This is a genomic window from Moritella sp. Urea-trap-13, assembly GCF_002836355.1.
Classification (GTDB): Bacteria; Pseudomonadota; Gammaproteobacteria; order Enterobacterales; family Moritellaceae; genus Moritella.
This window is the reverse complement of sequence record NZ_PJCA01000028.1, coordinates 24,650-45,004: the sequence shown is the minus strand read 5'-3', so window position 1 is coordinate 45,004 and position 20,355 is coordinate 24,650. Positions and strand designations below refer to the sequence as shown.

The 20,355-nt window shown below is 41.3% G+C and carries 22 protein-coding genes; 14 read left to right on the top strand and 8 right to left on the bottom strand.

Annotated elements, in window-relative coordinates; all coding sequences use genetic code 11:
• Window positions 1-109: 109 nt before the first annotated feature.
• The 3 genes from argF (at window position 110) to CXF93_RS06230 (ending at window position 3,632) form a co-directional block, all read left to right on the top strand.
• Window positions 110-1,156 carry an ornithine carbamoyltransferase gene (gene argF, locus CXF93_RS06240; RefSeq protein WP_101061579.1) on the top strand — a complete coding sequence of 349 codons (1,047 nt, stop codon included), beginning with the start codon at window positions 110-112 and terminating at the stop codon, window positions 1,154-1,156.
• A 139-nt stretch (window positions 1,157-1,295) separates the two neighbouring features.
• Complete coding sequence (locus tag CXF93_RS06235) at window positions 1,296-2,237, top strand: carbamate kinase (RefSeq protein ID WP_101061578.1); 942 nt, start codon at window positions 1,296-1,298, stop codon at window positions 2,235-2,237.
• Between the two features lie 162 nt (window positions 2,238-2,399).
• Window positions 2,400-3,632, top strand: coding sequence for a Rid family detoxifying hydrolase (locus CXF93_RS06230; protein ID WP_101061577.1), 1,233 nt, complete (start codon window positions 2,400-2,402; stop codon window positions 3,630-3,632).
• A gap of 413 nt (window positions 3,633-4,045) precedes the next feature.
• Here CXF93_RS06230 and CXF93_RS06225 read toward each other — a convergent pair whose 3' ends face one another.
• On the bottom strand, window positions 4,046-5,458 hold the full coding sequence (locus CXF93_RS06225) for an APC family permease (RefSeq protein ID WP_101061576.1): 1,413 nt from the start codon (window positions 5,456-5,458) through the stop codon (window positions 4,046-4,048).
• 374 nt (window positions 5,459-5,832) lie between these two features.
• Between CXF93_RS06225 and CXF93_RS06220 the strand changes: the two genes are divergently transcribed.
• Window positions 5,833-6,444 carry a TetR/AcrR family transcriptional regulator gene (locus tag CXF93_RS06220; RefSeq protein WP_101061575.1) on the top strand — a complete coding sequence of 204 codons (612 nt, stop codon included), beginning with the start codon at window positions 5,833-5,835 and terminating at the stop codon, window positions 6,442-6,444.
• A gap of 92 nt (window positions 6,445-6,536) precedes the next feature.
• Here the strand turns inward: CXF93_RS06220 and slmA are convergent, their stop codons facing one another.
• The 3 genes from slmA to coaBC form a co-directional block, all read right to left on the bottom strand.
• Window positions 6,537-7,130 carry a nucleoid occlusion factor SlmA gene (gene slmA / locus CXF93_RS06215; RefSeq protein WP_101061574.1) on the bottom strand — a complete coding sequence of 198 codons (594 nt, stop codon included), beginning with the start codon at window positions 7,128-7,130 and terminating at the stop codon, window positions 6,537-6,539.
• 28 nt (window positions 7,131-7,158) lie between these two features.
• Entirely contained in the window at window positions 7,159-7,614 is a 456-nt protein-coding gene (gene dut / locus CXF93_RS06210; protein ID WP_017222423.1) for a dUTP diphosphatase, read from the bottom strand.
• Window positions 7,615-7,723: 109 nt separating this feature from the next.
• Window positions 7,724-8,953, bottom strand: a complete 1,230-nt coding sequence (gene coaBC / locus CXF93_RS06205; protein WP_101061573.1) for a bifunctional phosphopantothenoylcysteine decarboxylase/phosphopantothenate--cysteine ligase CoaBC — start codon at window positions 8,951-8,953, stop codon at window positions 7,724-7,726.
• Between the two features lie 212 nt (window positions 8,954-9,165).
• Between coaBC and radC the strand changes: the two genes are divergently transcribed.
• The 5 genes from radC to mutM all read left to right on the top strand — a co-directional run bounded on the left by radC (window position 9,166) and on the right by mutM (window position 11,916).
• Window positions 9,166-9,840 carry a DNA repair protein RadC gene (radC, locus tag CXF93_RS06200; RefSeq protein ID WP_101061572.1) on the top strand — a complete coding sequence of 225 codons (675 nt, stop codon included), beginning with the start codon at window positions 9,166-9,168 and terminating at the stop codon, window positions 9,838-9,840.
• 151 nt (window positions 9,841-9,991) lie between these two features.
• Window positions 9,992-10,228, top strand: coding sequence for a 50S ribosomal protein L28 (gene rpmB / locus CXF93_RS06195; RefSeq protein WP_019442412.1), 237 nt, complete (start codon window positions 9,992-9,994; stop codon window positions 10,226-10,228).
• Window positions 10,229-10,239: 11 nt separating this feature from the next.
• Complete coding sequence (gene rpmG, locus CXF93_RS06190) at window positions 10,240-10,395, top strand: 50S ribosomal protein L33 (protein ID WP_017222427.1); 156 nt, start codon at window positions 10,240-10,242, stop codon at window positions 10,393-10,395.
• Window positions 10,396-10,545: 150 nt separating this feature from the next.
• Entirely contained in the window at window positions 10,546-11,010 is a 465-nt protein-coding gene (locus CXF93_RS06185) for a hypothetical protein (protein ID WP_101061571.1), read from the top strand.
• 93 nt (window positions 11,011-11,103) lie between these two features.
• Window positions 11,104-11,916: a bifunctional DNA-formamidopyrimidine glycosylase/DNA-(apurinic or apyrimidinic site) lyase gene (gene mutM, locus CXF93_RS06180; RefSeq protein ID WP_101061570.1), complete on the top strand. Its 813-nt coding sequence runs from the start codon at window positions 11,104-11,106 to the stop codon at window positions 11,914-11,916.
• 21 nt (window positions 11,917-11,937) lie between these two features.
• Here the strand turns inward: mutM and coaD are convergent, their stop codons facing one another.
• The 3 genes from coaD to CXF93_RS06165 all read right to left on the bottom strand — a co-directional run bounded on the left by coaD (window position 11,938) and on the right by CXF93_RS06165 (window position 14,558).
• Window positions 11,938-12,423 carry a pantetheine-phosphate adenylyltransferase gene (gene coaD / locus CXF93_RS06175; protein WP_101061569.1) on the bottom strand — a complete coding sequence of 162 codons (486 nt, stop codon included), beginning with the start codon at window positions 12,421-12,423 and terminating at the stop codon, window positions 11,938-11,940.
• On the bottom strand, window positions 12,420-13,469 hold the full coding sequence (locus tag CXF93_RS06170) for a CDP-glycerol glycerophosphotransferase family protein (protein WP_101061568.1): 1,050 nt from the start codon (window positions 13,467-13,469) through the stop codon (window positions 12,420-12,422). The genes coaD and CXF93_RS06170 overlap by 4 nt, the downstream gene beginning before the upstream one ends.
• Before the next feature lie 87 nt (window positions 13,470-13,556).
• Window positions 13,557-14,558 (bottom strand): glycosyltransferase family 9 protein, encoded by a 1,002-nt coding sequence (locus tag CXF93_RS06165; protein ID WP_101061567.1) that lies wholly within the window; start codon window positions 14,556-14,558, stop codon window positions 13,557-13,559.
• A 93-nt stretch (window positions 14,559-14,651) separates the two neighbouring features.
• Here CXF93_RS06165 and CXF93_RS06160 point away from each other — a divergent pair, with 93 nt between their 5' ends.
• Together CXF93_RS06160 and CXF93_RS06155 are read left to right on the top strand one after the other, a co-directional pair.
• Window positions 14,652-15,359: a 3-deoxy-D-manno-octulosonic acid kinase gene (locus tag CXF93_RS06160; protein WP_101061566.1), complete on the top strand. Its 708-nt coding sequence runs from the start codon at window positions 14,652-14,654 to the stop codon at window positions 15,357-15,359.
• Between the two features lie 94 nt (window positions 15,360-15,453).
• Window positions 15,454-16,119 carry a TetR/AcrR family transcriptional regulator gene (locus CXF93_RS06155; RefSeq protein ID WP_101061565.1) on the top strand — a complete coding sequence of 222 codons (666 nt, stop codon included), beginning with the start codon at window positions 15,454-15,456 and terminating at the stop codon, window positions 16,117-16,119.
• Window positions 16,120-16,209: 90 nt separating this feature from the next.
• Here the strand turns inward: CXF93_RS06155 and waaA are convergent, their stop codons facing one another.
• Window positions 16,210-17,517: a lipid IV(A) 3-deoxy-D-manno-octulosonic acid transferase gene (gene waaA / locus CXF93_RS06150; RefSeq protein WP_101061564.1), complete on the bottom strand. Its 1,308-nt coding sequence runs from the start codon at window positions 17,515-17,517 to the stop codon at window positions 16,210-16,212.
• 132 nt (window positions 17,518-17,649) lie between these two features.
• On the opposite strand from waaA, the gene glpE reads away from it, so the two are divergent.
• The 3 genes from glpE to hldE are packed head-to-tail and all read left to right on the top strand — an operon-like array spanning window position 17,650 to window position 20,267.
• The gene (gene glpE / locus CXF93_RS06145; protein ID WP_101061563.1) at window positions 17,650-17,970 is read left to right on the top strand and encodes a thiosulfate sulfurtransferase GlpE; all 321 of its coding nucleotides are present in this window, start codon (window positions 17,650-17,652) and stop codon (window positions 17,968-17,970) included.
• Window positions 17,971-17,979: 9 nt separating this feature from the next.
• On the top strand, window positions 17,980-18,828 hold the full coding sequence (gene glpG, locus CXF93_RS06140; RefSeq protein ID WP_101061562.1) for a rhomboid family intramembrane serine protease GlpG: 849 nt from the start codon (window positions 17,980-17,982) through the stop codon (window positions 18,826-18,828).
• A 17-nt stretch (window positions 18,829-18,845) separates the two neighbouring features.
• Complete coding sequence (gene hldE, locus CXF93_RS06135; protein WP_101061561.1) at window positions 18,846-20,267, top strand: bifunctional D-glycero-beta-D-manno-heptose-7-phosphate kinase/D-glycero-beta-D-manno-heptose 1-phosphate adenylyltransferase HldE; 1,422 nt, start codon at window positions 18,846-18,848, stop codon at window positions 20,265-20,267.
• The last annotated feature ends 88 nt before the right edge of the window (window positions 20,268-20,355 follow it).

The following is a 20,355-nucleotide window of genomic DNA, read 5'->3' as shown; positions in this document are numbered from 1 at the left end:
AACTGACAAAACGGATATTTGATTCTGGTTTGATATTTTTTTATAAAATAAATAGATAATTATTCCATCGAAATTTAATTATCATTTATCAAATAAATAGGAATGTAATATGAAACTACCATCATCAAGTGCGACCGAACTTAACAAAGTAAACCTAGAACATATGGTATCAATGAAAGACTTCTCAGTGAAAGAGATGGATAACATGATGGAACTGATGAGTTACTTGAAAAAAGCGAGAGAAGACAATGCTATCCCTCAGCTTTTCAAAGGTAAATCAGTAGGCATGATTTTTGAAGCTGGTTCAACGCGTACTCGTGTATCGTTTGAAGTAGCGGCAACTTTATTAGGCGGTCACGCTTTATTCTTGTCTCCTAAAGACATTCACCTCGGCGGTAAAGAGTCGATTCATGATACTTCACGTGTGCTATCTCGTATGTGTGACATCATTATGGCAAGAACAAATAGCCCTGAAACACTAGACGGACTGCTTGACATGGCGACTGTTCCTGTCATTAACGGACTAGATACTCGCTTCCACCCGACTCAAATGTTAGCTGATTTATTTACCATTAAAGAGCACATCACAGATGGTCGTCAACTCTCTGATTTAACGCTGGCTTTCATGGGTGATGCAACCGATGTATGTCGTTCTCTGATGCTAACGTGCGCTAAATATGGCATGGGCTTTAAGCAAATTGGTCCTAAAAAATATCAAATGGAAAAAGAGTGGGTTGATTTAGCAGAGACTTACTGTGCTGAGTCTGGTGGACGTATTGAAATTACCGATGATGTAGACGCAATCAAAGAGTGTGATGTTGTTTACGGTGACAGCTTCTACTGGGTTACTCAATATGATGAAAAAGAAGAGCGTCTTGCTGCCTTTATGCCTGATTATGTGATCACAGAAGAACTTATGGCGAAAGCGAAACCAGGCTCAATGTTGTTACATTGCTTACCTGCAAACGACAAAGAAGAAGTCACACGTGGTGCACTCGAAAGTAATTATTCAGTTGCATTTGATGAAGCTGAAAACCGCCTAACAGCACAAATGGCGATTTTAGTTTACTTCACGCATAAACATAACATTACTGCTTCGGCCGAAACTGAAGCAATGCATAAAGAAAAAATTGAAGGTTTCTTAAGCCAACTATAAGCCTATGACTAACCGAGCAAGTAACAACAAATTGTTACTTGCTTAAGCTGTCATCTCAGTGACCAATTCAATTCCAATAGCGAATCTGTGCGTTGGAATACTTAGGTAAAGAATTAGGTAAATAATTAGGAAAGTCATTATGAAAATAGTATTAGCTTTAGGTGGTAATGCACTGCTTCAGCGTAGCCAAGATCAAACATTAGAGAATCAACTTAATAATATTAAAGATGCATCGGCAAGTATTGTGCAAATATCGGAGGGCAATGAGCTGGTAATCGTTCATGGTAATGGTCCGCAAGTTGGCATGTTAATGGAACAAAATGCCACATACCATGAAGTTAAACCTCATATCTTGCCCTATCCAATGGATGTTTTAAGTGCTGAGACATGTGGAATGATTGGCTGTTTATTACAGCAAGAACTGTTGAATGCAAACAATGCTTGTAGCCCAATCAGCGTAATTACTCAAACACTGGTTGAAAAAGGCGATCCTGCATTCGAAAATCCGACTAAATTTGTAGGCCCTGTTTATAGTGAAGAAGAAGCTCGCAAAATTATGCAAGACAGACCTAATCTTCAATATAAGCCAGATGGAGAATATTATAGACAAGTCGTAGCGTCACCTAAGCCTAAGGATATCTTAGAAATCCCGCAGATTAATACTTTGTTATCCGCTGGCAACATTGTCATCGCGGGTGGTGGTGGTGGTATTCCTGTCTATAGAAATGACGAAGGTAAACTTAACGGTGTTGAATGCGTTATCGATAAAGATTATACCGCGGAAATGATTTCAGAAATGATCGAAGCAGACCTATTTATCATATTAACTGACGGTGATGTGTGCGAAAACTATGGTACTCCAGAGCAAAGAAGTATTAAGAAAATTTCTTATGCTGATTTGCGTAAGTATGACTTCCCCGCAGGATCTATGGGGCCAAAAGTTGACGCCGTATGTAAGTTTGTAAAACAAACAGGCAACAAAGCGGTAATTGGTTCCCTGTATGAACTAGATAAGATCCTTGCAGGTACTTCTGGTACATCAATTGAAACGGACTGTATTCTTGAGTACTACAATAAATAATTTTCTTAAACTAACTGAACAGATAAATACCTGATTAACCAGCAGTTTAGTACTGCTGGTTATCACTGCTTTTAAACAAATTTAATTCATCAATTTAATCATTCCAAATGTAATTAAACGTGTAATCCACGTGAAATCTATATCAAATAGGAGCTTATCGATATGAGCAACGATATCATCAAAGTATCAAGAAACACCAAAAACGCACCAATAAGCAATGTATCTAGTCAAACAGTCGCTTTTTCTCATTACAACAATATTTCAGCGCAATTACCGCTAGACCCTAAAACAGGTCAGATCATCGTGGGTGGTGTAAAAGATCAGGCGGCGCAGTGCTTAACAAATATTAAAGCGATTGTAGAAAGTATCGACCATGTGATGGACGATGTTGTTAAAATCACTGTATTCCTTAAAAACATTTCAGATGTGGACGCGGTAGATGAAGTATATACAAGCTTCTTCCAAGATTATCTGCCGACACGTACGACAGTTGCAGTCGCTGCTTTGCCTATGTCTGATGCTTTGGTACAAATTGAAGCTCTTATTTCAAACGGCGAAGGCACTGCACCGCAAGCGCCTTGCGCCTTGGTTAAGGTAGCAAGAAACACTGACAATGCGCCAAAGGGGCTACACACACAAACAGTCGCTTTTTCTCATTACAACAACCTTGCATCTCAATTGCCTGTTGATCCTAAAACGGGCGAAATGGTAACGGGTGGTATAAAAGAGCAGGCAGCACAGTGTTTAAACAACATCAAAGCCATTTTAGAAAGTATCGATCACGTGATGGATGATGTTGTTAAAACAACTATCTTCCTTACAGACATCGCCGATGCTGAAGCGGTAAATGAAGTTTGTGCTAAATTTTTCCCCAGCTATGTGCCAGCACGTACAATCGTTAATGCTGCAGCTTTACCGATGGGCGCACTAGTACAAGTTGATACCGCAGTATCACACGGCGATGGTACGCCGCCACAGCTGCCTGAAGATACTAGCCTACTTGTCATCGAAGCAAACAATACTGAAAATGCACCAAAAGCGCCATATTCACACTCTGTTGCTTTCTCTCATTACAATCATGTTGCAGGTCAATTGCCTTTAGATCCTAAAACCAATGAAATTGTCGCGGGTGGTATTAAAGCGCAGACGAGTCAATGCTTGGAAAATATCAAAGCAATCGTAGAAAGCGTTGAGCACGTGATTGATGATACCGTTAAAATCAATATTCAACTTACAGACATCGCCGATCTTGATGCTGTAAACGAAGTTTACAGCACATTCTTCAAAGGCGCTCTTCCAGCAAGAACTGTCGTTGGTGTTTCTGCTATCCCGATGGATGCTTTGGTACAAATTGATGCTGTAGTGTCTAACTGTGAAGGTACACCACCAGAATAACCATTGGTATTAAATCGAGACATCCATAATGTCGAAGTGCGTGCGACCTTTTGGATGTCTATTACTACTTATAAAACCAAACGATTTTAAATGACCTGAATAATCCACCTGATTACCCATTATTAATTTGCTATCTTCGCTCCTAAATAACCAGCTCAATTACCAGGTTCCCCATCGCTATCATCCAGACTTAATTATCTTGGTTGTTCGCGATGCTATGCATATTAATAGCGGAATAATATACTGCTAAGTGTCTGGACAAACACTTAACGTCTTAATTTCCTCTATATCAATGCTATTTGCTTCTTCTTCAGTGATGTAAAGTGGGCGGGCAAGGGGAGTTTATAGATTTTTATCTTGCAACCTTTCGCATCTAATACTTGATGTGAAATTGCATATTGGGATTTGTAGGGTCATCGCACCATGTTAGTGGATGTGCGATGGTGAATGCCGCTATGGCTGCTCGTGCGTTTTAGCAATAACTCTCCGATAAGCACGATCAGGGAAACACCGATAGAAACAGGGGCGCTGTAATCCCAATCAATAGAGAGTGACGGTAATTCAGGGAAGATGAATAACACAACGGCTTGAACAATCACAAAGAAGCAAACAGTTGCTAATGCCCACTGAGTCTTGATCCCGCCGGGTACTTTGAATGGACGTTCTCGGTCACCATCGACAAGGCGTAATTTTAGGTATGATGGAAACAGAAAGAGGTAAGGTAATAAAAATATGCAGCTTGAAAATGCAAATATTGACCAGAATAATTCATCACTGCTCTGCGCGAAAATAGCATAAGCAAGGATTACCACCGTTGAAACCGTTCCTATGATGTTGTTTGCACCAATGGGGGTATCGTGTTTAAGTGACATTTTACCGACTATTTCGGGTAATTCACCTTCATTTGCCGCTTCTGCAGCCGCCCGACTGGCGCCCATTGTCCAGGTCACCATGTTACCAACGAACGTTAGTAGTACCATGGTGCCGATAACCTTAACCATTGCTTGCCCTGATGTACTTTCACCAAATAATAGTTTTAACGTGTCAGTGATACCGGCGACTAAACTTATTGAGTCCACGGGTAATGCCATTAAGATGCCGATAGTACCGAATAAATAAAGGAACGCAGTAATTGCAGCGGCCATAAATACCGCTTTTGGCATGTCTCTTACATCCTTCATTTCTTTTGACATGGTCGCGACAAGCTCAAGACCCATGAGGCTAAAGATTAATGCGGGTAAGAATGCTGCACCAGTATCGAGTGACGGCAGTATCGCTGATAGTGTGAATTCGTTTGCGACCCCATTTTTAGCCGCATAAATGAAGCCTCCAAAACCCAGTACCGAGATCACGGTAATTTTTAAAATCGCACCAATATTGGTTACCCATACACCGACATCAACAGAGAGGTTACAGATAAGTACGGTAAGCCATGTTAATAAGATACAGATTGATACTTGCCAGGTCATGGGCATATCGGGCATGAATAATTCAGCAAACATACCGGCGAACATGATATAAACGGCTGGCATCCACAAACCTACATTAATCCAATAGAACCAGGTTGTTCTGACGGCCCATTTATAACCGAATGCTTGTTTTACCCAATCATATATGCCCCCATCGCCAGGGTAAGTAGTACTTAGTTCTGAAGTGATTAATCCGTAAGGGATGACAAATATAACAAAAGTGAGTAGCCACCAACCGATGGCACTGACGCCAATGGATGCTGATGCTGTGAGGGTATCAACGACGATAACGGCGCAAAGGCTAAAGAGCGCTAAACTGGTCACCCCCATTTTTCCTTTTGATGGTGTCGTGTCCATATCATATTCCCCGTGAATAATCGCGTGTTTTGAAGGTGCTAGAAGCATGCTTTTATTCAATCAAAATTATGCATATTGGAATGTTATTAGAATCACTTATCGATATATCCTACGAATATTCAAGCAGAATAGTGAGCTGTAATTTGTATTTACCTCGAATTGAGTCATGACAAGAGAACATTGATTCTGATCAAGCTGCGTACAGACAATAATGCTAATTTGTTAATCACAAACGTTAATTATCGCTATGGGCGATGATGGATAAAAATATATTGAGATTATGCAAAATTTGGCGGGGCACATCATCGTGGCTTTTTAAACATGTTTAATTCAATGTTCAATATTAGCGATATAACTTTACAGCTGAGAGCATCATGAGAAAAGCAAGCACAGAAGACAAATTGGGACGTATTCATATCGCGGCAAAAAAGCTTGTCGCTAAAAGAAATATCGTCAATATCTCTATGTACGATGTAGCGAAAGAAGCCTCAATAGCGACATCTACCATTTACCATCATTATCCAAACATGGAATCTCTTATTTATAAGTTGCTTGATGATGTGTTTGTTGATTTTGAACGAGTGTTAGAAGAAGCAATAAAGCCCGATGAAATCACCCACTGGAGTGATATTAATCGTATGATCGAAGGCGGTTTTGTACGTTATTATTCGGAAAATCCCATAGCCCAAAAAATATTATTAGGTCTACATATTTATGATTCAGTACGGCATGCAGATGTTAATAACGATTTGATTTTGGCCCTTAAAGTGGAAGACATATATCGACGTTATTTTTTACTTCCGCCGTTGCCAAAAGATGTGAATATATTTGCAATTGCGTTGCAGGTTGCCGATAAAGTGTATTCAATGAACTATTGTGAGTCTGGTTCTATACCTGTTAAAATGGCGCGTGAAGCCGTCATTTTAACAGAGTGTTACTTGGGTGCATATTTGCCAAGAGTATTACCTCGTGTAGAACCAAATTAAGCGATAAGTTAATGTGTTTTATAACGCGACAGAAACAACAAAGGCTACCTCGGTAGCCTTTGTTGTTTCTGTATTTTGTTATGAGTAAGCGGTTAACTCTGCAGTAGCTGCTTGCGTAAGAATTCCCACTGTTGATCAAAGTCTGTGGTGGGTTTTAATACAAAGCGAGTACGTACATATTGATTCATACGGCCTTCTGCATATGCTAGCAATAAGTTCGCTAACATACTTTCATCTAAGCTAAAACCTACGCCGTCACGCATTTTTTTCTCACGCAGTAACTGCTTTAAGTGGGTTTCAATTTTTGCGTAGAGTGCGCTGATTTGTTCACCAAGGCGTTCGTGTTCACCTTGCAGTGCATCACCAGTCATAATACGGGTGATACCTGGATTACGTTCGGTAAATACCAGCAACAAATGCAGGATGTGATGACAACGGGTAATAGTATCTTTCTCTTCATTTAAGATTTGATTAATACCGGCTAAGATCGAATCTTCGATAAAGGTAATTAAGCCTTCAAACATACGCGCTTTACTGGGGAAATGTCGATACAGAGCAGCCTCTGATACACCCACTTCTTTGGCTAGTTTAGCGGTCGTTATCCGTTGACCTGCGTTCGTTTCCAGCATGTGTGCTAACGCTTGTAAAATCTGTTCACGACGATTCTTTTTAGTGCTTGTTGACATCTTTTTCATCCTAGAATGGTGTTAACCGTTATTGCTTACCCGAATGGCCAAAGCCACCTTCGCCACGTTCACTACTATCAAATTCTTCAACAATGGTGAGTTGTGCTTGGATCACTGGCACTATCATCATCTGAGCAATGCGATCGCCCGGTTGAATACTGAAGCTGTCTTGACCGCGATTCCAACATGAGATCATTAACTCACCTTGATAATCAGAATCAATTAAACCCACTAAGTTACCCAATACAATTCCGTGTTTATGGCCTAGGCCTGAACGCGGTAAAATAGTTGCTGCCATCGTCGGGTCGGCAATATGAATGGCAATACCCGTGGGGATCAAGTGTGTTTCACCTGGGTTAACTGTTAATGGCTCTGCAAGACAAGCGCGCAGGTCTAAACCCGCCGAACCCGGTGTTGCATAACTTGGTAATGGAAATTCAGTACCCACACGTGGATTTAAAATTTTAACTTCTATTTGCTTCATTGTTTGTTTCACTAAATATATCAATTAATGGCTCAACCGTGCATTGCGTTAGCGCAATACAAGATTAGATGCCGAGTATTTTTATTATTATTTTTATAATTTTTTATGATCAGGTATTGGCGTTGAACTGAGTGGCAATTAATTGTAGTAATTGTACTGCCACCGCTTGCTTGCTGGCTAACGTTATTTGCGCTGTGCCTTGTGGCCAAAATACAGTTAATGCGTTGTTGTCAGCATTAAAACCTTGGCCTGATTGTGCCACGTCATTTGCGGCGATCATAGCAAGATTTTTGCGTTGCATTTTGTCGCGTGCATAATGTTCAACATCTTGGGTTTCTGCAGCAAAACCGACAGTAAAAGGAGAGTTTTCGAGCGCTGCGACACTGGCCACGATATCGGGGTTTTTGATCATACGTACGACCATTTCGTCGCTATTGGTCTTTTTGATTTTTTGTTCAGCAATATTCTCTGGGCGGTAATCTGCTACGGCGGCACAAGCAATAAAAATGTCTTGTTGGTGAATATCAGCCATGACTGCAGCGTGCATATCAAGCGCGCTAGTCACTTTGACTAGATGACATGCGTTAGGCGCCGCTAGTGCCACTGGGCCACTTACCACGGTGACATTTGCCCCTAACGAGCGCGCTGCTTGGGCAAGGGCATAACCCATCTTACCTGAACTGTGATTACTGATGTAGCGTACCGGATCAATCGCCTCGCGGGTTGGTCCTGCGGTGATCATGATGTTTTTACCCGCTAATAGTTGCGCTTGTGTATTTATTTGCGCTTGCTCGCTAAAGTAATCAGCGACAGCGGTGACCAACTCATCGGGATTCACCATTCTACCCGGTCCAACATCGCCACAGGCTTGTGCACCTGCTGCTGGGCCCCATAGCATGATGTTACGTTGCTTGAGTGTGGCTAAATTAGCTTGGGTTGCAGCTGCTTGGTACATCACTTGATTCATCGCAGGGGCAATGGCAATCGGTGCTGGCGTCGCCAGACATAATGTCGAGAGTAAATCATCGGCAATACCGGCGGTGAACTTGGCAATAAAGTTCGCGGTTGCTGGGGCGATTAATACTAAGTCTGCCCACTTGGCGAATTCGATATGGCCCATGCCGGCTTCGGCTGCGGGATCTAATAAACTGTGTGCAACGGGGTTTCCAGAGACTGCTTGCATGGTGAGCGGGGTGATGAACTCTTGCGCTGATTGGGTCATGACGACGCGAACTTCCGCGCCTTGTTCCGTTAATCGACGGGTTAACTCTGCGCATTTATAAGCGGCGATGCCGCCGGTAATACCGAGCAAAATGCGTTTATTGGCAATAGCAGTCATTGTGTATTCCACGTTAAAATCTGAAAGGATATTCTAATAACGCAATAACAATACCATAATTAAATTAGCAGAGGCTAAGGTTTGTTATTAATTTTATATGCATCATTATCAAATCTATAAATTTGAACTATTTCACTGTTTTATCATTATTGAGTTCGTTTATTCACCGAATAGCTAAGCTAACAGGACGTTATGTTAAATGGTGAAAATAGATGAAATTGAAATCATTGCCGAGCAGTGAAATGCCACGCGAAAAGTTGGTTAAATTAGGGGCTAATTCGTTATCCGATGCTGAATTGTTAGCAATATTCTTACGCACCGGCATCAAGGGCACCAATGTTGTGGCGCTGGCGAGTAATATATTAGCGGAGTTTGGCACCTTGCGGGCGTTATTTGCGGCCAGTGAACATGAATTCTGTCAGATTAAGGGACTAGGGGTCGCGAAATATGTGCAGTTGCAAGCCACGGTAGAGATGTCTCGACGCTTTTTAGCCGAAAAATTAGAGCGCAGTAATGCCTTAACCAGCCCACAAGAAAGCCGAGATTACATCCGTGCAAAACTGCGCGATCAGCCTCATGAAGTGTTCGCGGTATTATTTTTAGACAATAAGCACCGAGTTATTCGCTTTGAGGAGTTGTTTTATGGCACAATAGACAGTGCTAGTGTTTATCCGCGAGTGGTGGTTAAAAAAGCGTTAGAAAGAAATGCTGCGGCAGTGATTTTTGCGCACAACCATCCCTCTGGCATTGCTGAACCCAGTCGTGCTGATCGTATGATCACAGATAAACTTATCTCAGCCTTACAATTAATTGATGTTAAAGTCCTCGATCATTTTGTTATAGGTGACAGTGACATAGCAAGCTTTGCAGAGCGAGGGTGGGTGTGAAATTACGATTTTCATTCATTTTTGAAATATAAAAAGCTTGCTCTATGTTTTAATTTACTGTATAAAATGCGGCCTTTAGCACGCGTCTTGGGCGACGGCCAACAAGACGCTGTATATTTGCTCGAGCAAGAAAATATTTGGAGAAGACGACATGTCTAAAGTATGCCAAGTCACTGGTAAAAAACCAGCTGTTGGTAATAACGTTTCTCACGCAAAAAACCGCACACGTCGCCGTTTTTTGCCAAACCTGCATTCGCACAGATTCTGGGTTGAGAGCGAAAACCGCTTTGTAAAATTACGCCTTACTGCAAAAGGTATGCGTATTATTGATAAAAAGGGTATCGATTCAGTTTTAACTGAAATGCGTGCCCGTGGTGTGAAGGTTTAAGGAACTATATTATGCGCGATAAAATTCGTTTGAATTCATCTGCTGGTACAGGTCACTTCTATACCACAGACAAAAACAAGAAAAACATGCCTGAAAAAATGGAAATCAAAAAATTTGATCCAGTTGTTCGTAAGCACGTTATCTACAAAGAAGGTAAAATCAAGTAATCCTTGATTTTATGTTCGATATTTAAAACCCAGCTTTTGCTGGGTTTTTTTTGCCTAAAATTCAGCCTTGCTAAACTTGCCCTAGTCGGCGTTTTCACGTAATTTGCGTATACTTTGATAAATTAATGACTAGATTGGAAGGATGATCGCGTGCAGTTATCACGACGAGGTTGGAATAACGTATTAATATTTACGGTATTAACGATGATGTTGATATTTCAATATTCAGGCAAGAAGACGAATGGTGATGATACCGCGAGTCTATATCAATCTGCGCTACCGGCCAGTGCGGTGGTATTGTCGATGAAGTTTGATAATATTCAAATCCAACGCGTTGGCAGTCAGTTGGCGACAAAACCTGAACTGGGCTTATCGCAGCCGCAATTGCAGCAAATTATTAAAGCATGGGAAAGCGCGACGTTTAAGCCTGTGGCTGAGGATGTGGTGGTTGCTAACCTTGCTTACGGTATTAATATTTCTTTCGAATTAGCGAACTTAGCCGCGCCAATTACCTTGATCTTATATCAAATTGATGGCGGTTATCTGCTACAAAATTGGCAAAGCCAGTTATTACAAATCGATGAAGCCGAATTACAGGTTTTATTACCGCGTTAGTCTTTCGTTTCATTCCTCGTCAATTATGTTGCGTTTTTCGCACTTTTAATCGCTCTTATTAGCTGATTTAGATTTTATCTACTGGATGTCACCATGCCTGAATTACCGGAAGTTGAAGTAAGCCGTCAAGGCATTGCCCCGTATCTCGAAAATGTGCAGATCGCCAAGATAGTGGTGCGTAATGCGCAGTTACGCTGGCCTGTCCCCATCGAGTTACAAGATGCGGTCGGTTGCACGGTGACAAGCGTGCGTCGCCGAGCTAAATATTTATTACTCGAGACTGATAAGGGCACAATTATTATTCACTTGGGCATGTCAGGTAGCTTAAGAGTGCTTGATTCAAGCGTAGCAGTCGCAAAGCATGATCATGTAGACATAGTGATGGATTCAGGTAAATGTCTGCGCCTGAACGATCCTAGGCGTTTTGGTTCGGTGTTGTGGCAAGTCGGTGAGGTACTTGAGCACAAGTTATTAGCCAGTTTAGGCCCTGAGCCGCTAACCGATGATTTTACCGCGCAACGTTTATTTGAGCGATCTCGTTCACGCAAGATGCCGGTTAAGTCATTTTTGATGGATAACCATAACGTTGTCGGCGTCGGTAATATTTATGCTAACGAAGCGTTATTTTCGGCGGGCATCAGTCCGAAACGTGCTGCGGGCAATGTGTCTTTGCAGCGTTATAAGATACTTGTTGAAGAGGTGAAGTCGGTATTAACCAAAGCCATTGCGCAGGGCGGTACAACGCTGAAAGATTTTACCCAGACCGATGGCAAACCGGGATATTTCGTTCAGGAATTACAGGTCTATGGTAAAGCAGGCAAACCTTGCCCTAAATGTGGTGAGGAATTAAAAGCGTTGAAGATCGGTCAGCGCAACACTATTTATTGTAATCAGTGTCAACGCTAACGCGATCTTTGCGAGCAAAGACTATCTTGTTGCTAGCTTAGCTAAAATTGCCTGACACACGACAGGGTGGACAAATTGCGCCACATCACCGTTGTGAATGGCGACTTCTTTCACCAATGTTGAAGAGATAAATGAATTCTCTTCAGAGGGGGTAAGGAAGACGCTTTCTAAATCAGGGCTCAAGCGACGATTCATATTGGCAAGTTGGAATTCGTACTCGAAATCAGATACAGCACGTAATCCACGAATTAATACTGAAGCATTGTACTCTTTAGCAAAATCAACTAATAAACCGCTAAACCCGACCACTTCTACATTGTCTAAATGTGCGGTGACTTGATTTGCTAATTGCACGCGTTCTTCAAGATCAAAGAAGGGTTTTTTGGTTTTATTAAAGGCCACTCCAACAATCACGTGATCAAATAGTTTGGCTGCACGCTCGATTAAATCGGCATGGCCATTAGTGATGGGATCAAATGTACCTGGGTAAATTACTTTTACTGTCATGATAGCTTCCAGTATCCTAATTTTTTTCTTAATTTCAGTTGGCGTAATAAATTTAATGGTTTGTTTTTTAGCGAGTCAAAATTAAATTTATCAACGGCATCGAGTACTCTTGCACTTGAATTACCATCGGTATACGCATGAATGTATTCTATGTAATCATCAATTTTTCGCATCAGTTCATCTGGCTGCTTTAATGCTTCTATTAAAGCTAATTCAATTTGCTCTGGGCTACTGACATTGATGAGGTGCTCTCCTTGTTGATTACCTTTGAAGGTGACCACTGGTTTTCTTTGTAATAAAAACATCAATAATACTGAAGATGTATCGCAAAGCATCACATCAGCACTTTTTAATAATGGGACTACGTTATCAGTTTCAATAAAAGTTAAATTGTCGCTTTCTAACGCTTTATATTTATCAACAATATCAGCACCCATTTTCGGGTGAAATTGTACTAACCAACGCCACTTTCCTGACTCGGATAATTTTTTTATCGCCTCAAAAATATGCGGGGCACAAGAAAAACGCGGAGAGAATGTAGAACAGAACAATATTGTTGGTCTTCTGTCCTCGTTATCAATATAAGGATTCAACGCTGTATCTGCGGTGAATAATGGATCTAACGCAGGCCAGCCAGTATCTACTACTTTAAATGTTTGGTATTTTTCGGCTAGTTGCTCAAATTGTCTGGTCATGTCTTTGCCATATGAACAATGCAGATCAAAACTACCCCTGATCCGGAAGTGAGTATTTTTGCCTTTCCAATCCAGTTTACCGGCATCAAACCCATGAAATACCGTTACTTTAAGACCAGGTATAAAACTCGGTACGACATTGCCAGGCACAAATACCGCAAAAGGATTGAAAGATACTATTGCTTCAACTGTGGTGAGTTGTTCTTCATCTGCCGATAAGTAACTGGCGTTCACATTTGGTTCTAGAAACCATTTTACCTCATCGCCTCGACGTCGGATCTCTGCTTGTAATGGTCTTAATATGGCGAAGCTGTAATTTTGGCTAATGTAAAAAAGATATTTTTTTGGCATTGTCACACGACTCGTATTCAGATTTTGATTGGTGAGTAATACAAAGGTACAACTGAACTCTATATTACTTTAATTTAAATTGCCGTTTTAAAGCCATTTTTGTAAGCAAGATTTAACTTGCTCAATCGAAATAGCATCCATTAAATCAGCACCTTTAGCGCGTTGTCCCCATTCACTGTCGGGTAAATGTTGATGATAGACTGCTGCGACGTCATTCAGATTGTTATAAGGGCCTGTGCGTCCAGGATTACTGTGCGCATATAAACCAACCACGGGAGTGCCAACTGTGGTGCTCATGTGTGCTGGACCGGTATCAGGGGCGAGTACCAGATCGGCATGTTTTAAAATCGCGAGCAGTTGCTTTAACGATGTTGCACCAACCAGGTTATTCACTGGCGCTGTCGTAAGCTGGATTATATCTTTGGCTAATTGTTTTTCACAGTCGGTTGGACCACCACAGATAGAGACTTGGTAATTGTGTTCATGCATATAATTGGCAATTTCAGCATACCCAGAGGTTGTCCAATTACGTTCCGCTTTACTGGCGGATGGACAAATAATGAAATTTTTCTTGTCGTGGCTTAATTGCGAATGCGCCCATAAATTATCTTGGGTAGAAAGCGGGATATCCCATTGCGGTGGTGCAACTGGCACGCCAATCGCTTCGGCAAATGCCATAAAGCCATCGAGTACATGCGGTTGTGATTGTGGTTTGATTTTATGATTGGTAAACAACCATTGGCCTTCTTTGGCTCTGGCGCTATCAAAACCCCAACGTTGCTTGGCTTTGATGCATAAACTGGCGATACTGGCTCTGAGTGCAACTTGCATGTGCAGCAATACATCAAACTGACGGTTATTTAATTTTTTACGCAGGTCTGAATAGCCTTTCAAGCCCGTTTTTTTATCAAAAATAATAAATTCAACATTGTCTATGTCCCCAACTAACATGGCTTCTATTTTTCCGATCACCCAAGTGATCTTGGCGTTTGGGTATTGGCGCTGAATGGCTTGTACAACAGCAACAGCATGGCAAACATCACCAATTGCGGAAAAACGTAAAATACAGATACTCTGTGGAGGGGTCATATTCATGATTTCTAGTTGTTGAATGTAAAAGGCTATTATGCAAATCGTTTGAGGTAATGTAAAATTTATCAGCGAAGTTTTTTTGGAGAACACATGTTAATAGACACACAAGGCGCTCGAGTCTTATTTTTTCAGGACGAATTAAAAGACGAAATCACCTCAGAATATTTTGATGGCGCATATTGGCAGCGCAACAATGCCATTATCGGTTCTGCGTTTGGTCGTGGTATTACCTGGTTTTTCAAGATAAATAATGATGAGTTTGTATTACGTCATTATCATCGCGGTGGACTGATTGGTAAGCTCATCAAGGATGGATATTGCTATACCGGGCTTAAAAATACCCGTGCTTATCAAGAATTTTTGGTGACTCAGCAATTAGTGGATAAAAATTTACCGGTACCACAGCCAATTGCAGGTCAGGTAATTAAACACGGATTATTTTATCGTGCTGATTTAATTACCCAAAAAATTGCCGGTGCTAACGACTTAGTCGCGGTATTAAAAGATCGCGCGTTGAATCAAGTTGATTACCAGCAGATTGGCGCGATGATAAGACGTTTTCACGATGTTAACTTATGGCATGCGGATTTAAATACCCACAATATTATCTTAGATGGTGATGGTAAGTGGTGGTTGATTGATTTTGACCGTTGTAAATTTAAACCTGCGGCTGATGCGTGGAAACAAGCCAACCTAGCCCGTCTAAAACGCTCTTTTGTGAAAGAGAAAAATAAAGATACGGCATTTAAATGGCAAACCACAGATTGGGATTTGTTACTCGCAGGTTATCAGAATTGAGCGAATATTCTAACAATGAGATATTACACTGTGTCATTTAGTAATAAATGTGCGAGTATTAACAAATCTATTATAAATCAAAGCGGTCATTTTCATGAAAACCAGAGATAAGATCATTCATACGGCACTTGAGTTGTTTAATGAATGTGGTGAGCGTAATGTCACTACCAATCATATTGCCGCACATTTAGGCATTAGTCCTGGCAATCTGTATTATCATTTCCGCAACAAAGAAGACATTATTGATTCTATTTTCGATCAGTACGTTAATTATCTCGCGGAGCATTTCCAGCCTCACAGTGAAGGTGAAGTGACATTGGAAGTGATGATGCGTTATTTAGATTCTATGTTTGAAACCATGTGGCGTTTTCGATTTTTATATTACAGTTTACCGACTTTATTATCTCGCGATCCGAACTTACATAAGAAATATTTAAAATTCCAAGAGGTATCAGCACAGCGTGAAGTTGATTTGTTATTCTCTTTGCAGAAAAATAATGTGGTGAATATTCCGATTGAAGATCTGGACGAGTTAGCCAATTCTATTAAGGTAGTATTAGTTTCTTGGGTAAGCTATCGCACGACAATCAGTAAAGATGCGAAGGTATATAAGACCGATATCTATCGTGGCATTCTAAAATCAATCTTTATGATGAAGCCATACTTTACCGAGAAAGCCTTGGTTGATTATCAGCATATGCGTGAATACTATTTACGTTTAGCCACCGCTGAAACGGTTGCGCCTGAAGTTAATGGTTAATTTTTAAAGTTAGCCGTGTGATGCTCAATAGGGTTTATCTTTATTTTCGATTATATCGTTGCTTAAGATAAACCATATTGATGAACGCCACTATTTTATATTGGCTTGTTGCAGCGTTTGGTCGATGTAATAGATTAGCGTTTGCATGATCTTGCTAAGCGCACCTTTGTTCTTCTCTACAACACTTTTTGCTTGTCGTCCCATTGTTACTGCCATTTCTGGTTGTGATATCAATGTATTTATTTTATTGGCTAATTCAAGCTCATCATTGACGACCGCAACTCCGTCACAATCGAGTAATTGTGCTGTGACATCTGCAAAGTTAAAGTAACTTGGTCCGGTGATGCAGGCTTTTGATAATGCGGCGGGTTCTAATAAATTATGTCCACCGACTTTATCACCAATTAAACTGCCGCCCATAAAGCAGATATCGCTAGCGGCAAGTAGAATCGGCATTTCGCCCATACTATCCCCCAAATAAATATCGCAATTACTCAAGTCATCTATTGCTTTAGTCAGGCTGCGTCGTTGGGTTTGAGGGAACTTACTTAAACAGAGAGTCGCCACATCATCAAAGCGTTCGGGATGACGAGGCACCAATATCAATACTGCATTAGGGTGTTGCTGCTTTACTTGCTCAAACGCCGAAAGTACGATCTCGTCTTCACCTTTATGGGTGCTTGATGCGATGACGACAGGACGTTGTTGGCCCAGTTGTTGACGTAGTGCAAGTCCGCTATTGATAATGGCGTCTGAAAATTGAATATCAAATTTTACCGTACCAGTGACAGACAGTTGTGCTTGGCTTAATCCTAAAGATTTAAAGCGACGTTGATCATTTTCATCCTGACATAAAATATGACTTATTTTTTGCAATGGCGTTGAGAACAGGGATTGAAAACGTTGATATTTTTGTTGCGACTTTGCTGATAATCGCGCATTGACCACTATCGTTGGGATATCTTGGTCTTTACAAATAGTCAGCATGTTTGGCCACAGTTCCGTTTCCATGATTAAACACAGCGCTGGTTGCATGCGTTTAATAAATTGTTTGACGGCGCAAGGATAATCAGCAGGGAAGTATCTGTGCTCAATGTTACCCGTTAACGCTGCCACACGTTCGGCACCCGTACTGGTTGTTGTGGTGAGCAGTAATGGTTGCTCTGGATAATGTTGCTGTAGCGCGTTGATAATCGGGGTTGCTGCGATCACTTCCCCCACAGATACGGCATGGATCCAGATTGGTTGTTGAGGTTGCTTTAACTCAGGCGCGATACCGACGAACTCTTTCCAGCGGTCTCCTACCGGCGGTTTACCTTTCTTGGTTTTCAACAGTAGTGAAAATATCAACGGTGAAGTTGCATAAAGTAACGTGGTGTAGAGTGTTCGACTGAGCATTCAATATTCCCTTCTGTATCAATATAAGCAATGTGATAATATCATCATAAGCTAATGGTTCGCTGTTGAATTGTTAAATTCGGTGTTTGTGGTCATATACTCGAGCGAAATTAAATTATATTAAGGTGTAGCATGGATAGTTTTAAACATATTTCAATTAACGAAGTTAAACAATTAGTAAGTGATAGTGCCGGCCTTAAAATCGTCGACATTCGCGATCCGCAATCATTTAGCGATGCGCATATCGAAGATTCCTTGCACTTAACAGACTCGGTGTTAGGCAATTTTATGCAACAAACTGATTTTGATACGCCTGTTGTTGTGGTTTGTTATCATGGCCGTAGTAGCCAAGGTGCCGCGCAATATTTAGTGGAACAAGGTTTTGAAGATGTTTATAGCATGGACGGTGGCTTTGAAGCTTGGCGTCGAGAATGTGCGTTTGTGACAAAATAGGTAATAGTAATGATCGAGATTGGTGTAATTAATAATCCACGTATGGCCCAGGCTTTTGTCGATTATTTAGCGGTACAAAAAATTGATGCGAAAATCGCACCGGTAGATGAGGGCTTTGCGATTTGTTTACCTGCGATGACGCACGTTGAAGCGGCATCAGCAGAACTTGACTTGTTTTTGGCTGACCCTTATCAAGAAAAATACCAAGCGGCATCGTGGGATGTAGCAGATACCAGAACGGCGAGTTTCAGCTATGGTTCGGGTAATATGCTGAGTAACTTCCTGACGCATGCGGGCAAAGTGACGCTGACTATCTTTGCTTTGAGTGTCGTTGTCTTTGTGGCGATGTACTTTAGCATGTTGACGCAAAATGAATTTATCTTTGCCGCACTGCATTTTCCGTATGATTTAAGTTTTACCTCATGGAGTGAAGTTTGGCGATTGTTTACCCCAGCGATCATTCACTTTTCAGTTTTACACCTAGTGTTTAATTTATTATGGTGGTGGTATCTTGGTGGCCAAATTGAAAACAAGCTGGGTAGTAAAAAATTATTGTTACTGTTTTTAGTTGCCGCGTTAATACCCAATATCGGTCAGTTTTTATTATCAGGGCCTAATTTTGGTGGCTTATCGGGTGTAGTTTATGCGCTGGTCGGTTATATTTGGTGGACTGGTTGGTTAGCGCCTGCACAAGGTATTAGTTTACCTAAGCCTTATATTGGCTTTCTGTTAGTTTGGTTGGTGCTTGGCTTTTTCCCTATATTCGGCCTTAATGTTGCCAATGCTGCTCACGTACTTGGCTTAGTTGTCGGCTGTAGCCAAGCGTTTATAGACCATAAATTTAAATCTTTTAACTAGATATTATCGAGAAAATAATGGAAATCATTTTACCTGACTTTAACACTGCAAAAATATTAGTCGTTGGCGATGTCATGTTAGATCGTTATTGGACCGGCGATTCCAGCCGTATTTCTCCTGAAGCGCCAGTACCTATCGTTAAAGTCGGTAACGTTGAAGACCGTCCTGGTGGTGCCGCTAACGTGGCACTTAATCTTGCTGCTTTAGGTGCCAGCGCTAAGCTGCTGGGCTTAACCGGTAATGATGAAGCGGCACAAGCGTTATGCGGTAAAATGAGTGCGGTTGATGTTACCTGTGATTTTTTGCAGTTAGATGATTATCCAACGATTACCAAATTACGCGTATTAAGCCGTGGCCAACAAGTTATCCGCTTAGATTTTGAAGAATCTACTGCGGCTGTCGATACCCAACCTCTGGTGGCGAAAACCATTGCTAATTTAGCTGATTATTCAGTGATGATAGTATCGGATTATAATAAGGGCGCCTTGGTTGAAGTACGCCAAATGATCCAAGCGGCTAAACAGCAGGGCGTAAAAGTTTTTGTTGATCCCAAAGGCTGTGATTTTGAGAAATACCGTGGTGCGACGTTATTAACACCGAATTTATCCGAATTTGAAGCGGTTGTTGGTCATTGTAAAAGTGAACAAGATTTGGTTGAAAAAGGCCGTAAGCTCATTGCTGAACATGATTTTGAAGCATTATTAGTTACCCGTAGTGAAAAAGGCATGACGTTAATCCGCGCAGATGAAGATGAATTTCATTTGCCTGCTCTCGCACAAGAAGTATATGACGTGACGGGTGCAGGTGATACGGTTATCTCGGTATTAGCGGCTGCTGTATCTGCGGGTTCATCGTTAGAGCAAGCTTGCGCATTAGCCAATGCCGGTGCCAGTGTTGTTGTCGCTAAAATTGGTACTTCGACAGTAAGTCCAATTGAATTAGCTAATTCAGTTTATGGCTCGCACGAAAGTGGCTTTGGGGTATTATCTGAAGAGCAATTGAAAATAGCGGTGAAGTCAGCGCAATTGCGTGGTGAAGATATTGTTATGACCAATGGCTGTTTTGATATTCTCCATGCAGGTCATGTGTCTTATCTAAACTCTGCGCGTAAATTGGGTCAACGCTTAATTGTTGCGGTTAATTCTGATGCCTCTGTTCGAGCCCTGAAAGGGTCTAGTCGACCGATTAATACTTGTGATCGCCGTATGACGGTACTCGCGGCTTTAGGTGCTGTTGATTGGGTTGTTGAATTTGCTGAAGAAACACCAGAACGTTTAATCGCTGAATTGCTACCGGATGTATTAGTCAAAGGTGGTGATTACAAGGTTGAAGAGATCGCAGGGCATAAACAAGTGTTAGCAAATGGTGGTAAGGTTAATATTTTACAATTTGAAGATGGTTGCTCTACAACGGCCATTATTAATGCTATAAAAAGTTAATATCCCTAGGTATGAACGCCATAACCGCTAATCAGTGGTTGTTTATAACTCGGCAGAATCATTAAATTGATAAGGAGTAGGCTAAGCG